General features: G+C 43.8%; 13 protein-coding genes. 3 read left to right on the top strand and 10 right to left on the bottom strand.

The annotated features are described in order from the left end of the window. Window positions 1–22: 22 nt before the first annotated feature. The 4 genes from AB4Z08_RS08140 to AB4Z08_RS08125 form a co-directional block, all read right to left on the bottom strand. Window positions 23–571: a GNAT family N-acetyltransferase gene (locus AB4Z08_RS08140; RefSeq protein WP_441573228.1), complete on the bottom strand. Its 549-nt coding sequence runs from the start codon at window positions 569–571 to the stop codon at window positions 23–25. A 141-nt stretch (window positions 572–712) separates the two neighbouring features. Further along, window positions 713–1,981: a serine--tRNA ligase gene (serS, locus tag AB4Z08_RS08135; RefSeq protein ID WP_441573227.1), complete on the bottom strand. Its 1,269-nt coding sequence runs from the start codon at window positions 1,979–1,981 to the stop codon at window positions 713–715. Between the two features lie 142 nt (window positions 1,982–2,123). Further along, window positions 2,124–3,791: an NAD+ synthase gene (locus AB4Z08_RS08130; protein WP_441573226.1), complete on the bottom strand. Its 1,668-nt coding sequence runs from the start codon at window positions 3,789–3,791 to the stop codon at window positions 2,124–2,126. A 99-nt stretch (window positions 3,792–3,890) separates the two neighbouring features. Then, the gene (locus AB4Z08_RS08125) at window positions 3,891–4,589 is read right to left on the bottom strand and encodes a porin family protein (RefSeq protein WP_441573225.1); all 699 of its coding nucleotides are present in this window, start codon (window positions 4,587–4,589) and stop codon (window positions 3,891–3,893) included. Between the two features lie 73 nt (window positions 4,590–4,662). On the opposite strand from AB4Z08_RS08125, the gene gldB reads away from it, so the two are divergent. Further along, window positions 4,663–5,700, top strand: coding sequence for a gliding motility lipoprotein GldB (gene gldB, locus AB4Z08_RS08120; protein WP_441573953.1), 1,038 nt, complete (start codon window positions 4,663–4,665; stop codon window positions 5,698–5,700). A gap of 28 nt (window positions 5,701–5,728) precedes the next feature. On the opposite strand, the gene apaG is transcribed toward gldB, so the two are convergent. From apaG to AB4Z08_RS08095, 5 genes are all read right to left on the bottom strand, one after another. After that, the gene (gene apaG / locus AB4Z08_RS08115) at window positions 5,729–6,115 is read right to left on the bottom strand and encodes a Co2+/Mg2+ efflux protein ApaG (RefSeq protein ID WP_106526994.1); all 387 of its coding nucleotides are present in this window, start codon (window positions 6,113–6,115) and stop codon (window positions 5,729–5,731) included. A gap of 83 nt (window positions 6,116–6,198) precedes the next feature. Then, entirely contained in the window at window positions 6,199–6,462 is a 264-nt protein-coding gene (locus AB4Z08_RS08110) for a DUF4157 domain-containing protein (RefSeq protein ID WP_441573224.1), read from the bottom strand. A 50-nt stretch (window positions 6,463–6,512) separates the two neighbouring features. Further along, on the bottom strand, window positions 6,513–7,460 hold the full coding sequence (locus AB4Z08_RS08105) for a DUF5777 family beta-barrel protein (protein WP_441573223.1): 948 nt from the start codon (window positions 7,458–7,460) through the stop codon (window positions 6,513–6,515). Window positions 7,461–7,472: 12 nt separating this feature from the next. Continuing rightward, window positions 7,473–8,021 (bottom strand): YceI family protein, encoded by a 549-nt coding sequence (locus AB4Z08_RS08100; protein WP_441573222.1) that lies wholly within the window; start codon window positions 8,019–8,021, stop codon window positions 7,473–7,475. A gap of 18 nt (window positions 8,022–8,039) precedes the next feature. Beyond that, window positions 8,040–8,411: a hypothetical protein gene (locus AB4Z08_RS08095; protein ID WP_441573221.1), complete on the bottom strand. Its 372-nt coding sequence runs from the start codon at window positions 8,409–8,411 to the stop codon at window positions 8,040–8,042. A gap of 130 nt (window positions 8,412–8,541) precedes the next feature. Between AB4Z08_RS08095 and AB4Z08_RS08090 the strand changes: the two genes are divergently transcribed. Further along, window positions 8,542–9,822: a UDP-N-acetylmuramoyl-tripeptide--D-alanyl-D-alanine ligase gene (locus tag AB4Z08_RS08090; protein WP_441573220.1), complete on the top strand. Its 1,281-nt coding sequence runs from the start codon at window positions 8,542–8,544 to the stop codon at window positions 9,820–9,822. Between the two features lie 192 nt (window positions 9,823–10,014). Then, the gene (locus tag AB4Z08_RS08085) at window positions 10,015–13,362 is read left to right on the top strand and encodes a TonB-dependent receptor (RefSeq protein WP_441573219.1); all 3,348 of its coding nucleotides are present in this window, start codon (window positions 10,015–10,017) and stop codon (window positions 13,360–13,362) included. A 590-nt stretch (window positions 13,363–13,952) separates the two neighbouring features. On the opposite strand, the gene mce is transcribed toward AB4Z08_RS08085, so the two are convergent. After that, window positions 13,953–14,354 (bottom strand): methylmalonyl-CoA epimerase, encoded by a 402-nt coding sequence (gene mce, locus AB4Z08_RS08080; protein WP_441573218.1) that lies wholly within the window; start codon window positions 14,352–14,354, stop codon window positions 13,953–13,955. Window positions 14,355–14,401 lie beyond the last annotated feature (47 nt).

The following is a 14,401-nucleotide window of genomic DNA, read 5'->3' as shown; positions in this document are numbered from 1 at the left end:
AATTAATCGTATTCGGGAGAAATTATGGCAGTGGTTTTATCTGCCGGTACATAGTCACCAGGTCGGCATAGACCCCGTTTTTCTGAGCAATGGCCTGTGGCAGGCGTCCACACTCCATAAAGCCGAAATTGCGGTATATCTGCATGGCTTTTTCATTGGGTGAAAAAACATGGAGATAAATCATGTGCAGTCCCGGACGTTCTTCTGCCCAGCGTAGCATGGCGGTAATAAGGCGGCGGCCTATGCCCATATTATTCCATTGATTTTCCACCGCAATACCCATTTCCGCGGTATGTGCCTTTTTATGAAGTCCACTGTGATTGACGTTGATAGACCCTATAATACGGCCTTTTACGGTGGCTACCAGCAGGAGTTGATTGGGGTTGTCCAGGTAGGATTGAATATAATCTTCCTCAGAGGTGACATCCAGCTCCAACGACTCTTTCTGCGTAAAAAGCAGGTAATCCGTTTCCCGGGTCAGGCGCTGAAAGCTGGCAAGCAAAGCGGCGGCATCTTTAATTTCGGGAGGGCGAATGATGAGTTCGTCGCCGTTGGGCAGAAAATGTTTCATGAGAACGGGTGCTTTGAGGAAGAATTACGAATTAAAAATTACGAATTACGGATTTGTGAGTAGATGGTAAACGAGAAGATCAATACTCGCTTCTATCTCCACACAAATCCGTAATTCGTAATTTTTAATTCGTAATGCTACTTATATCATATGGCTGCCGAAATAGCTCTGCAGCACTGTTGGTATATGTATACCTTCAGCGGTCTGGTTGTTTTCCAGCAGGCAGGCCAGGATACGCGGCAATGCCAAAGAGCTGCCATTCAGGGAATGTACCAGCTGTGGCTTACCATTATTTTCCTTGAAACGTATTTTCATACGGTTGGTCTGATAGGCTTCAAAGTTACTCACAGAGCTCACTTCCAGCCATTTCTGCTGGGCAGCACTGTATACTTCAAAATCGTAGGTGATCGCAGAAGTAAAGCTCATATCGCCTGCGCATAAACGAAGAATACGATAAGGCAGTTGCAGCTGATTCAGCAGGGTTTCCACATGCGCCACCATTTCGTCCAGGGCTTCGTAAGATTTATCCGGATGCACCAGTTGTACTACTTCTACTTTATCAAACTGGTGTACACGATTTAATCCGCGTACATCTTTACCATAAGATCCTGCTTCGCGGCGGAAGCAAGGTGTATAGGCTGTCATTTTGATAGGCAGATCTGTATCCTTTACGATTTCATCCCGGTAAATATTAGTCACCGGAACTTCTGCCGTAGGAATGAGATAGTAGTTATCTTCTGTGGCATGATACATCTGTCCTTCTTTATCCGGCAGCTGACCGGTACCGTAGGCAGATGCTTCATTCACCAGGTAAGGCGGTGCATATTCGGTGTATCCATTGCTGGTATTGTAATCCAGGAAATACTGAATCAGTGCGCGTTGCAAACGGGCACCCCTGTTTTTGAAAACAGGGAAACCGCTGCCGGTGATTTTATTTCCTAACTCAAAGTCAATCAGGTCGTACTGTTTGGCCAGATCCCAGTGAGGAACGGCACCATCATACAGGTCCGGAATTTTACCACCACTGCGCACTTCCACATTTTCCTCTGGTGTTTTACCGGCAGGAACGATAGATGCAGGTAGGTTAGGCAATTTCACCAGCGTATCATGCAATGCTTTTTCAGTGGCATTCAATTCATCATTCACCGGTCCGAGGCGCTCTTTCAATGCCGCTACTGCAGCACGTTGTGCTTCTCCCTCTTCTTTCTTTCCCTGCGCCATCAGTTTACCTATTTCTTTGGATAAACTATTTACCTGCGCCTGTGTATCATCGTATTCAAGGGTTAACTTCTTACGCTTGTCGTCCAGTGCCAGCACTTCTTCCACTACATCCAGCTCCTTAAAGTTCTTAAAAGCCAGACGCTCCAGTACTAATTCTTTATTTTGACGTATAAACGGTACTTGTAACATGTTGTATGATCAAATTTTAGCAAAGATATTAAAATAGCTTTTAGCCATTAGCTTTTAGCTTTTAGTAAATGCAGCTGAGATTAACAAAACATCATCTCCGCTGCATTTACTAAAAGCTAAAAGCTAATGGCTTAAAGCTGGTTCAGCTTAGGTATTTCCCTACTATCGGTACCCTTCTACCTACACCAAAGGCTTTGGAAGATACCCGTATAATAGGACAGAATTGATTCCGTTTGTATTCATTGGTGTTGACCATCTTTAAGGCCCGCGAAACCAAAGCGGAGTCAAAGCCCTTTGCTACTATTTCCCGTGGCCCCTGACGGCGCTCTATGTACTGATACAGGATTTTGTCGAGTATAGCGTAATCCGGTAAGCTGTCGCTGTCTTTCTGATCAGGACGCAACTCTGCAGACGGCGCTTTGTCAATGATATTCACCGGTATAATTTCCTGGTGCCGGTTAATATAACGGGCCAGGGAATACACCTGCATTTTATATACATCTCCCAAAACAGACAATCCTCCGGCCATATCTCCGTATAAGGTACCATAGCCGGTAGATAACTCGCTTTTGTTAGACGTATTCAGGAGAATATATCCAAACTTATTGGACAGTCCCATCAGCAGGTTACCGCGTATGCGGGACTGTGTATTTTCTTCCGCCACGTTAAAAGGCAATCCTTTGAAATAGGGCTCCAGCGTGGTCAGGAAGCTTTCGTAAATGTCATTGATACGGATAATATCATAAGGGTTATCCAGGTTTTTGGATAAAGCCACCGCATCATCTACAGAATGTTCGGTAGAGTAGGGAGATGGCATCAGTATGGCCCTTACATTTTCTTTTCCCAGCGCATCGCAGGCAATAGCCAAAGTAACGGCGCTGTCTATACCGCCTGATGATCCCAGAATGGCTTTGGTAAAGCCCATCTTCCCGAAATAATCACGGATCCCCATGACCAATGCGTCATAGATGCGGTCAATATTATGATCAAATACCAGTTCCGTCAGCGGCGTAAATTCAGCAGGCTTTACCGGCGGCAAGTCACTACCAGTGAGCGCGTCCAGGAACATCCCATCAATCGCCTCCTGGAAGTAAGGCAGTTCTTTTGCAATATTTCCCTGTGCATCATAAATGAGAGAGCCCCCATCAAATACAATTTCCGTCTGAGATCCCACGGCATTGCAGTAATACATAGGGATCTTGTATTTCAATACATTGGCGAGAATAATCTCTTTTCTGTCTTCATCATGATCATAATCAAACGGAGAAGCAGACAGATTTATCATCACATCCGGCTCCTGCGCAATCAGCTGATCCATCGGACAGATACGGTACAGCGGATTATCTCCCAGGTTCCAGATATCTTCACAAATTGTTACCGCCAGCTTTTTACCTTTGAAAGGAATAATATTCCATTCGTAGGATGGCTCGAAATAACGATACTCATCAAACACATCATAAGTAGGCAGCAGTGTTTTATGTACCACCTGTTTCACCTCTCCTTCATATAAAAACCAGGCAGCATTAAACAGGTCTTTGCCATCCCTTTGCGGGTTACGGGCAGGCGCACCTACCAACACCGCTATATCTGTAGCATGCGCCTTTATCACATCAATAGCACGATAACTCTGCGCAATAAAATCTTCAAATTCCAGGAAATCACGGGGAGGATAGCCGCAAACACATAATTCCGTAAACACCACAAGGTCTGCGCCCTTGGCTTTTGCAGCGTTGATTCCTTCAATGATCTTGGCAATGTTTTTCTCAAAATTGCCAATATGATAATTCTGCTGTGCCAGTATAATATTCATAGTAAAAAATAGTCTTGTTCAAAAAAATTATGGCAATCTTCTTTATCCCTTCTTTATCCCTTCGCTCTTATCTAACAGCTAAAAGCTAATGGCTAACAGCTAAAAAAATACTCCCAGTCTGAGTGCGAAGCTATTCATATTTATTCTTCCATCATCCCATTTGCCATTGCGGGTTACATCTACAAATCCGTTCTGATAAGTGATACCGGCAAGACCCGTTAAACTCCCTCCCAGTGGATATTCTATACCTGCGCCCAGCAGCATTCCTATATTAATCCGGTTCATTTCCGGCAATATGTTTACCCGGTCAAAGGTTTGATTAACAGATCCGTTTGTTGTCACCACATTAGCACGGCCACTCACCGGGAAATCCAGGTAAGTACCAAATTGTCCCCAGAAGCCGATGCCGCCTTCATCCGGCGATGTTTTCAATTTCAATGCCACAGGTATTTCTATATAGGTAAGCTTCATATTGTATTCCGCCGGATTCGCCTTATAATCACTCAATCCCTTACCACCATCATACTTCAGCTTACTACCTGCCAACAGCACCTGGAAGCCGGAAGACAAGGCATAAGTGCCCCTTTCATTCAGGTTAAAATCCGCCATCAGTCCAAAGTTCAATCCTGCTTTGGCACTATTGCGGTTTACACCCGACTCCTGTGGTTTAAGTATCGATACCAGCGGATTTACGGTAAATCCCAGTCTTACTTTACTCCTGAAAGTACTATAGCCGTCCTGTCCTATGCTGACCTTCGCGATTCCCATGATAGTCAGCAAAATGATGATCTTCTTCATAGATGATGCTAATTCGTAATTTTTTATAATACAAGGTAAATAATAATTTTACCTTAGATGAGTTTTAAGAATGATGCAAAGTTACATTAATAAATATACCCTGCTGATAAGTTGCCTGGTTGCCCTGTTGGGCTCCGCAGCCTGCAATTCCGGTAAAAAAGGTCCCGATGTAAGTCATATACCCATGACCGTTAGCCTGTCGCGTTTTGACTCCGCCCTTTTTACCATAGATACCAACCATATACAGCCCGGATTGGCGAAGCTGCACGCAGACTACCCCGTATTTCTACCGCTGTATGTCACGGATATCATGAACCTGGGCGCCTATTCCGACAGTAGTGCGGCGGTTCAACAACAACTGCACCTGTTTCTGACCACGCCTGACTTCCGGCAGCTGGAAAAAGCTGTAGCTGCCAAATATGGCAACAGTGAAAAGCTGAAAGAAGAGCTGGCACAGTGTTTCAGGCATATTAAGTACTATATTCCTGCTTTCCATCCGCCTAAGGTAGTCACCTTTATTTCCGGGATAGCCAATTATGGTGCCATTACAGTAGATTCTATACTCGGAATCGGACTGGATATGTATATGGGGGAAGATTTCCCACCTTATGCACTGATCCCCGATTATCCGGATTATATGATCCACCGGTTTACCCCACAATATATTTCGGTGAACTGTATGCAGGTAATACAGCAACAGCTGTATCCTCCCGCCAGGAAAAACGGTAACCTGCTGGAACAAATGATGGAAGCGGGTAAGCAGCAGTATTTCCTCGACAAGGTATTACCGGAAACGCCGGATACTATCAAGCTGGGATATACGAAAAGCCAGCTGGACTGGTGCCGGGAAAACGAGCAGATGATCTGGCAGTTTTTTGTACAAAATAACCTGGTTTACTCCAGCGACTGGCAGCAGATCACACATTTTATTGGCGATGGCCCTTCTACCCAGGGCATGCCCGAGAGTGCGCCCGGTAAAATTGCCAATTTTGTTGGATGGCAGATCATAAAAAAATATATGGATGAGCACAAGGAGGTCACCTTGCAGCAATTAATGGAATCAAGAGATGTGACGGAGATTTTCAAAGCCTCAAAATACAGGCCCCGATAAGGAATTACAGGCTAAACGAAGACAGGAATTAATTTAATTTGAATGGAACGACCATCTGGAACTCCGGAATTTTAACTTCCAGTATCTTCTTATCCAGTTGGTTTTCCATTTGATAAGTACCGTACATCTTGCCAATCTCCGTTCGAAGATTAGATCCCGAGACATACTGGTATGTTTCACCGGGGGCCAGCAATGGTTGCACACCTACCACACCTTCTCCCTCCACCTCTCGGTGTGTTCCGTTGGAATCGATAATGTACCAATGCCTGCGGAGCAGTTTAATAGGGAAAGTGTTATTATTTTCAATGGTAATACGGTAAGCAAACATGAATTCGCTTCCAATAGGATTTGAATAATCCGGCTGGTAGAATGTTTCCACGCTGATGGTGATGCCTTCTGTTACCTTCTTAACCATAAAATCAACCTTTAACGTAAAAATAAGAAAAATAAAACCAGTGGCTGGAAAAAATCTGATATAAGCCTCACTTTAACGATTCTTTAGACTATTTCAATATTATCCAGTATGGCGGGATCAGCCTCAGAGGCCCTTGCTGCCACCTCCAGCGCATTGTTATAATAGCCTTTGCGCAGGTATTCGGACATATATCTCCATAAAAATCCCAAAAAACCAAAATGCTGGTATTGTTTTATATGGCAAGCCTCATGCCGCATCCACGGAATATCCGATAAAAAGCGTTCCCGGGACGCTCCATGTAAGTGGATGGTGCGTCCCAGGACCATGGCTACAGACTGCACCCGCATAAAGCGGGCGGCAATTTTGGCTAACCACGAATTTTCACGTATGCGGCATCTTATTTTTTCCAATCTTTCTTCCCGAATAACGTAAATCTACGGGAAATATTGAATCCCCAGCGGAATTGCCCCTGTAACCAGGAGGTAGTCGTTTCAGGAATGAACTGATTTTCCAATATAGCAGCGGAGTTGGTAAAGGTTATGCTGAATACGTGGCCGCCTGTTTCAATTTCCAGCCCAAGGCCAAGCGGGTTATAGAAAGTAATGCCTTTGGAGGCTTTGAAGTAGTCCTTACTTTCCTGGGTACGGAAAGGATAATAATATTCAGCCAGTAGTCCCAACCGTTTGCTGAGTTTCAGCCGACCGGCACCACCCAGGGCAAACATATTATTCATGTCCATATATCCCACGTGGTTGCGGTGTACATAGGTCGGCATCAGACTCAATGATAATTTGTCAGCAAATTTCTTTGATACAATGGCCTGTGCTACATACATCAGCCGGTCAGATCCGTCTGCAAAATGGGAGGCAGCACTAATATCCGTACTGGAAGGCATGCCACTGATCACCATATTCCCGAATAATGCGAGTGATACAGGCACATGATTATCGGTGGTTTGCTGTAAGAGACGATACTTTACCAGCCCCTCATACAATTGCTGTAAATCCCCTCCACCCTTGCTTCTGCTGATACCTACCATCAGGTTATCGCTGATACCATATTCAAAAGCAATCCGGATATCCGTGGAGTTATCCGTACCGAAGAACGTTTTGGAACCGCCAAACTCGCCACCAGCATCCCCGAAACGGTGTGCCACCCGGAAATCCAGCTCATGTTTACGGAGCATTTCCGTGGATTGTCCCTGCACAATGCGGGTAGACTTATACGTATCCCGCACTTTGGTATGCGTAATGCCGGTTGAGTCAAAAAGCTTGTCCAGGTTATTTTGTGCCTGCACATACATGCTGATCATGCAGCATAACAATATGGTTGATATAATTTTCATGGAACGATGCTATTATTTACTGTAAGGAGTATAGATGGCGTTCACCGTTACGGCTACTACTTCTGCCACATTTTGTATGACCAGTGAAGGAATTTTAATACCGTGATCAGCTACACGCACATTAAATGTAGAGGTAACCGAGATGTTACTGCCCTGGGTAGTAATGGTACCTTTGGCAGTATACGTTTTATCCACGCCATGGATATTCAGTGTGCCTGTTACCGTTACCGGATAAGTACCGTCTTTACTGAATTCAGGAGCCTCATTAATTTTCCCTTTGAATTCAGCATACGGATATTTATTACTTTCCAGGTAGTTTTCATTAAAGTGTTCCTGCATCAGCTTTTTCTTAAACTGAAAGGTGCTGATGGGTACTTTAAAGAAAATATCTTTTGTTTTTACATTGATGGCAGATGCGCCTTTATCTGTTTTTGCTTCTATGTCTTCCAGTGGAGAAGAAGAAAAAAAGGATAAACGGGTATTCTTGCAGGCATACACGTCCTGCGCAGATGCAGCGGACACAGATAGCCATGCACCTATCAAAAGCAGCCAGTATTTCATGTTTATCTTTTTTTAAAGTTATTGATCCGGAAGTCCGTGTGCGATCCAGCAGGCAATAGAATCTTTCATCCCCTGTGTAAGGGCAGGGTATCCCATCGACTGTGGCATATCTGCCTGTGGGCCGGTAACACGCAACTCGTATGTTGAACGGTGCGTATTGATATAAGCCTTTAACTTTTCTGCTGTAGAAAAATCAGCCACCGTGGGTGAGTTCCCACCCGGATGACAGTTACGGTTACTACAGTTTGCCTGCATAGCAGCCAATGCATAAGCTGTTGTAATTTTGGCAACATCGCAGTTAACACCGCCACTCACCGGCGCGGGAGCCTGATCATTTTTACAGGCAGCAAACAGTAGTATGGCCAATAAAAAAAAAGTAATCCTTGTCATAGGTTTTTCAATATTTGATTGCTGAAAGTGTTATACGGGATAGTATTTAAATTGGTTGCTTCAAAACGAAGATAAAATTCTGCTATATTACATGATTAACCACTTATTTTTGCACTAAATAAGATTGACCGTGAATATTGAACAACTATACAGCATCTATGAGCAGCACCGCTCGGTACAAACGGATACCCGTAAACTGAAAGCCAATGATATTTTCTTTGCGCTGAAAGGGGGGAATTTCAATGGTAACGAATTTGCCGCCAAAGCATTAGAAATGGGCGCTGCATTTGCAGTGGTAGATGAAGCGGCCTATTTTACCGTACCGGAAAAGATGATGCTGGTAGCCGACGCCCTGGAAGCCCTGCAACAGCTGGCATTACGGCACCGCCAACAATTAAATATTCCGGTTCTCGCCATTACCGGCACTAACGGTAAAACCACTACGAAAGAACTGGTCAATGCAGCACTGTCTGCCGGCTTAAAAACATATGCCACCGTTGGCAACCTGAATAACCATATTGGTGTACCACTGACTATTTTAAGTATACAACCTGATGTGGAAATAGCAGTTATAGAAATGGGAGCCAACCACCAGCTGGAAATAGCCGGTTACTGCAAAGTTGCATTGCCTACACACGGTATGATCACCAACATCGGGAAAGCGCACCTGGAAGGCTTTGGCAGCGAAGAAGGCGTAAAAAAAGCGAAAGGCGAACTCTATGATTTTTTACGCGCCAACAACGGAACTGTGTTTGTATGCAACGATTACGGCTACCTGATAGAAATGGCCACCGGCATTCCACAGATCATCACTTATGGCAGCAGCGAAGCAGACTATGTGGGCGAAGCCATTGCCGACAGCGCATTCCTGGCAGTACAGGTAAGAGGCAACAGCCAGGTAGGATTTATACAAACACAACTCACAGGCGCCTATAACTTCCCCAATGTAATGGCGGCCGTAGCGATAGCCACTCATTTCGGCGTACCGGAAAAAGATATTGCACCGGCCATTGCGCATTATACCCCTTCCAACAACCGTTCACAGGTAATACAACAAGGTAGTAATACCATCATCATGGATGCCTACAATGCCAACCCATCAAGTATGAGGGCGGCCATTGAAAACTTTGCAGGCATACAGGCAGATAAAAAAGTGCTGATGTTGGGAGCCATGGCGGAACTGGGAGCAGATAGCGTAAAAGAACATGCCGACCTCATTACCTTACTGGAACGCACACACTGGGATGCCGTGGTATTGGTAGGCGGTGATTTTAAAAAGGTAAACCATCCTTATATCTTCCTGGAAAATGCAACAGAAGCAGGAAAATGGTTACAGCAACAACAATTACAACACGCATACATTCTGATCAAAGGCTCCAGGAGCACAGGTATGGAGAAGGTATTGCTGTAGGAGCAGAAGGCAGAAAGCAAAAAGCTATTAAAGCGATTGATTAGAGAGGATCTATATTTGCTCCAATCAATCGCTTTAATAGCTTTTTGCTTTCTGCCTTCTGCTTATCCAAATATTTTCTTAACGATTTCATAATTGTATTAATTTTAATACCTGAATCTGTCATTTGAACTTTACCAAAATCTGAATCGCATGCACAAAAAACTTTGGTGTTACCTCATTTGTATGCTTTGTTGCGTACTATTGATCCCTAATGCCCTGTTTGCCCAGGAAACCACCGCAGATATTGCGGGTATTATTGGCAGTAAAGAAGGTCCCGTACCAGGAGCCAGCATTGTAGCTATACATGTACCTACCGGCACAAAGTACAATACCGTTTCACGTAAAGACGGTCGTTTTAACTTACCAAATCTCCGTGTAGGCGGTCCTTACACACTGACCGTCTCTTACATTGGCTTTAAAGATGAAAAGCGGGAAAACATTTCCCTGTCGCTGGGTCAGGAATACAAAGCAGATGTGACCCTGCAACCCAGTACCAGCACACTTACAGAAGTAGTGGTTACTTCTATCAGTCAGAACAAAGTGATTAACAAAGCACGCACCGGAAGCCAGGAAGTCATCACCCGTTCACAGATGGACCGACTACCTACTATCAGCCGGTCTATGCAGGACTTCACCAAATTAACACCTTCCGCCAATGGCCTGAATATTGGCGGTAGAAGCAACCAGTTAAACAACATCACCGTTGATGGTGCCAACTTCAACAACTCTTTTGGCTTGCAGGCTACACTTGGCTCTCAGACCTCTTCTCAGCCTATCAGCCTGGAAGCTTTAGAACAGATACAGGTAAACGTATCTCCTTATGATGTAAGACAAGGTGGTTTCTCGGGTGCAGGTATCAACAGTGTTACCAAGAGCGGTACCAACACCTTTAAAGGATCAGTGTACACCTACATACAAACGCCAGGCTTACAGGGTAGAAAGGTAGGCACTGTCACGGTTCCTAAACCGGATTTTAATTACAACATGCGCGGCTTCTCTGCCGGCGGTGCTATTATTCCCAACAAACTGTTCTTCTTTGTAAGTGCAGAACAGGAAAGAATCAAAGCCCCGGCCACCAGCCTTGTTGCCAACAAACCTGGTGGTGTAGCAGGTGGTAACGTTTCCCAGGCAGTGGCAGATACCCTGGATGCGCTCAAAAAATTCCTGATGAGTCAATACGGATACAATCCGGGCGACTATCAGAATTATACCTATCGCACGCAGAGTGATAAAGTTACTTTTAAAGTAGACTGGAATGTAAACGATCACAACACCTTTACATTTAAATACAGCTACCTGAAATCGTTTAAAGATATTCCTGCCAGCAACAGTGGTGCACCAGGTGGTGGTGCTGTTGGAAGTGGCCGCCAGCCCAGCGCTACAGGTCTCCCCTTCAGCGGTAGCGGCTATACGATCAACAATAATTTCAACATATTCATTGCGGAATTAAATACCCGTATCGGTAATCGCGCCTCCAATAAATTCCAGATTGGATACTCTGCATTACGCGACTTCAGAGCAGCGCTCTCCGAAAGCAATTTCCCGCTGGTGGATATTATGAACGGACAAGGCGCCAGCTATACTGCCTTTGGATATGAGCCATTTACTTACAACAACAAGCTCAACACCAATGTATTCCAGTTGTCCGACATCTTTACCATGTACAAGGGGAAACATGAAATCACCATCGGTACGCAAAATTATTACAAAACATTCCTGAATGGTTTTGCCCCTAACTACAATGGTAACTACCGTTTCAATACCCTGGCTGATTTCTATGCCAGCGCGAAACCTAACGGCCCGTCTACTGCATCCCGCTATGCATTATCTTATGCTACCACCAAGGATAAATCCTTCCCTTATGCCAAAGTAAACATGCTGGAACTGGGTGCATTTATACAGGATAAATGGAGTGTTACCAACTTCTTTACCTTTACATATGGTGTACGTATAGACTTGCCCGTTATAGGCAGCACATTTGACAAAAATGATTCGCTGGCTACTTTAACTTTCAGAGATGGAGCAAAAATAGATGTAGGTCAGGCGCCTAAAACCACGCCACTGATTTCACCAAGAATTGGTTTTAACTGGGATATCACTCACGATGGTAAAACGCAGCTGCGTGGTGGTGCCGGCTTATTTGCAGGGCCTCCACCAGCGGTATGGATCAGCAACCAGGCAGGCAATAATGGTGTACAGTTTGGATCGTTCACCGCACAAACCAGCACCACTACACCCGTTATTAATTATCCATTCAATCCTGATCCAAATACCTATCGTGACAACTCAGGACAGTTATCCAAATCATACAATATAGCCGTTACCGATAGGAATTTTAAATATCCACAGGTATTAAAAGTAACACTGGCTGTAGATCGTCAATTGCCATGGGGTATCATCGGTACGCTGGAAGCCAATTACTCTAAAGATATCAATGCCGTATATTTCCAGAACGTAAATCTTCCTTCTACCGGATTCCAGCTTGACAGTACACCTGATCACCGTCTCCGCTACAGCGGTTCAAAGATTTACGGAGCAGGTACCAGTCTGGGAAATCCCAACATCAGCGATGCTATCCTGATGCGTAACACCAGTAAAGGATACTCTTATTTTGCCACTATACAGCTGCAGAGAAATGTGAATAACCTTTACCTGAGCGCAGCCTATACCTACAGCAAGGCACGCAGCGTAAACGATGGAGGTTCCATTGCACAGAGCAACTGGCGTGATCGTCCGGTACAGGGAGATCCCAATGAAAATGTATTGGGATATTCCAACTATTACATGCCCCATCGTGTGGTGGCTGCTGCTACTTACAGATTTACCTGGGCTAAACATTTTGCCACTTCTGTTGGTATGATCTACGAAGCCGCGCCTAGTGTGAACGTACTTTACAGCGCTACTTCCTATACTTACAACGGCGATCTGAATAACGATGGTTCCGGCGGGAACAATGACCTGATCTATATTCCGAAAACCAGGAATGATATCAAACTGGTGCCGGTAGGTTATGGCGATAAAGGATTTGATCCAGCTACTGCTGCTGATAAACGCACTGCCACGATTATTTGGAACCAGTTGGATAACTTCATTAAACAGGATAGTTATCTGAGCAGTCACCGCGGTGAGTATGCAGAACGCAATGCAGTGATATTACCTTTCGCTAAGAGAATGGATGTAAATATTACGCAGGATATTTTTGTATATAGTGGTAAGGAGAAAAACAAGCATACTATCCGTATCAGTTTCGACATTATTAACTTCGGTAACTTCTTAAATAAGAACTGGGGTATTTCCAAAATACCTAATGTACCTTCTTTCCTGAAATATGAAGGTCAGTTTAAAGATCCTACCGGTGCCGCCACCAATGCAGCCGCTTTCTCTTTCCCATACCAGGATGCAGCTAACCAGATCCCGGTTACTAATTCGTGGAGAGATAATACGAACGTGATTTCACGTTGGCAGGGTCAGGTGGGAATAAAGTATTTATTTAATTAATAAAAACAGACATTGTATAAAATGAGAAAAGTCCGGGTAATCCGGACTTTCTCTTTTTACATGACTTTATCTTTTACATAAAAAAAATATAACGACTGTTCATCCCGTGCATAATAAAAATCATTCCTCAAACAATTTCTCCAATATACTATGCGTTAATAGAAATGAAAGCTAGAAATAGCATCTGTACTATCCCTCCCTGAAGATTTCCTGATTTTAATGAATTAAATCACTCTTTGTATAGAGGCAGCTTTAAAAAAAGACCTGCAAGCTAAAAAACCCGCAGGTGTTCATAACCTATGCCAACTTTAGAGTAATCGTTAAAACTTAAACTGTTAATAATCTATAAAGCTTAAGTCCTGTAATATTTTGAGTATCGTTCTTTTTTGTATTTGAGTGTTTGTAGATATAACGTAATGGAAAATGTATTTGTTCAAAAATTTATAAAATAATTTTGGTCTTAACTTTTTGTGCCCTTTTGGGGGGTGTTTCATAATTACTTACGAAGGGATAATTCCTTTGGATTGCTAAAATGGAAAAAAAGTTAAAAAATTTATTATTATTTATATTTAAAATATATAAGTAAATGTCTACTTGATCTCCTGACAAATCTCTACCAAAACTCCGTTACTGTGCTTTGGATGCAGGAAACAGATCAGTTTATTATCCGCCCCCTTTTTCGGTGTCTCCTGTAATAAAACAAACCCTTCTTCCCGTAATCTTTTCATTTCCGCATAAATATCTGCCACCTCAAAAGCGATATGATGCATCCCTTCTCCCTTTTTATCCAGGAATTTAGCAATGGCACTGCCTGGACCGGTTGCTTCCAGCAGTTCTATTTTGGTTTCCCCCTGTTGAAAAAAAGCCGTCATCACCTGTTCACTACTCACTTCTTCCTGTTTATAACAGCTGGTATTCAGCAGTTTTTCAAACAGCGGAACGGAGTCTGACAATGAATTTACCGCGATACCAATATGTTCTACCCTGAGCATGTTTAATAGTTTAACGATGTAGTTGAAATGCAGTATCCGTAAAGCTT

The organism is Chitinophaga sp. RAB17, from assembly GCF_052114225.1.
Taxonomy (GTDB): Bacteria; Bacteroidota; Bacteroidia; order Chitinophagales; family Chitinophagaceae; genus Chitinophaga.
The sequence above is the reverse complement of the archived record's forward strand: the minus strand, read 5'-3'. Positions and strand labels throughout refer to the sequence as shown.

Coding starts and splice junctions, on each gene's coding strand:
- AB4Z08_RS08140 (WP_441573228.1), bottom strand. CDS start 571: ATGAAACATTTTCTGCCCAACGGCGACGAACTCATCATTCGCCCTCCC.
- serS (WP_441573227.1), bottom strand. CDS start 1,981: ATGTTACAAGTACCGTTTATACGTCAAAATAAAGAATTAGTACTGGAG.
- AB4Z08_RS08130 (WP_441573226.1), bottom strand. CDS start 3,791: ATGAATATTATACTGGCACAGCAGAATTATCATATTGGCAATTTTGAG.
- AB4Z08_RS08125 (WP_441573225.1), bottom strand. CDS start 4,589: ATGAAGAAGATCATCATTTTGCTGACTATCATGGGAATCGCGAAGGTC.
- gldB (WP_441573953.1), top strand. CDS start 4,663: ATGCAAAGTTACATTAATAAATATACCCTGCTGATAAGTTGCCTGGTT.
- apaG (WP_106526994.1), bottom strand. CDS start 6,115: ATGGTTAAGAAGGTAACAGAAGGCATCACCATCAGCGTGGAAACATTC.
- AB4Z08_RS08110 (WP_441573224.1), bottom strand. CDS start 6,462: ATGCGGGTGCAGTCTGTAGCCATGGTCCTGGGACGCACCATCCACTTA.
- AB4Z08_RS08105 (WP_441573223.1), bottom strand. CDS start 7,460: ATGAAAATTATATCAACCATATTGTTATGCTGCATGATCAGCATGTAT.
- AB4Z08_RS08100 (WP_441573222.1), bottom strand. CDS start 8,021: ATGAAATACTGGCTGCTTTTGATAGGTGCATGGCTATCTGTGTCCGCT.
- AB4Z08_RS08095 (WP_441573221.1), bottom strand. CDS start 8,411: ATGACAAGGATTACTTTTTTTTTATTGGCCATACTACTGTTTGCTGCC.
- AB4Z08_RS08085 (WP_441573219.1), top strand. CDS start 10,015: ATGCACAAAAAACTTTGGTGTTACCTCATTTGTATGCTTTGTTGCGTA.
- mce (WP_441573218.1), bottom strand. CDS start 14,354: ATGCTCAGGGTAGAACATATTGGTATCGCGGTAAATTCATTGTCAGAC.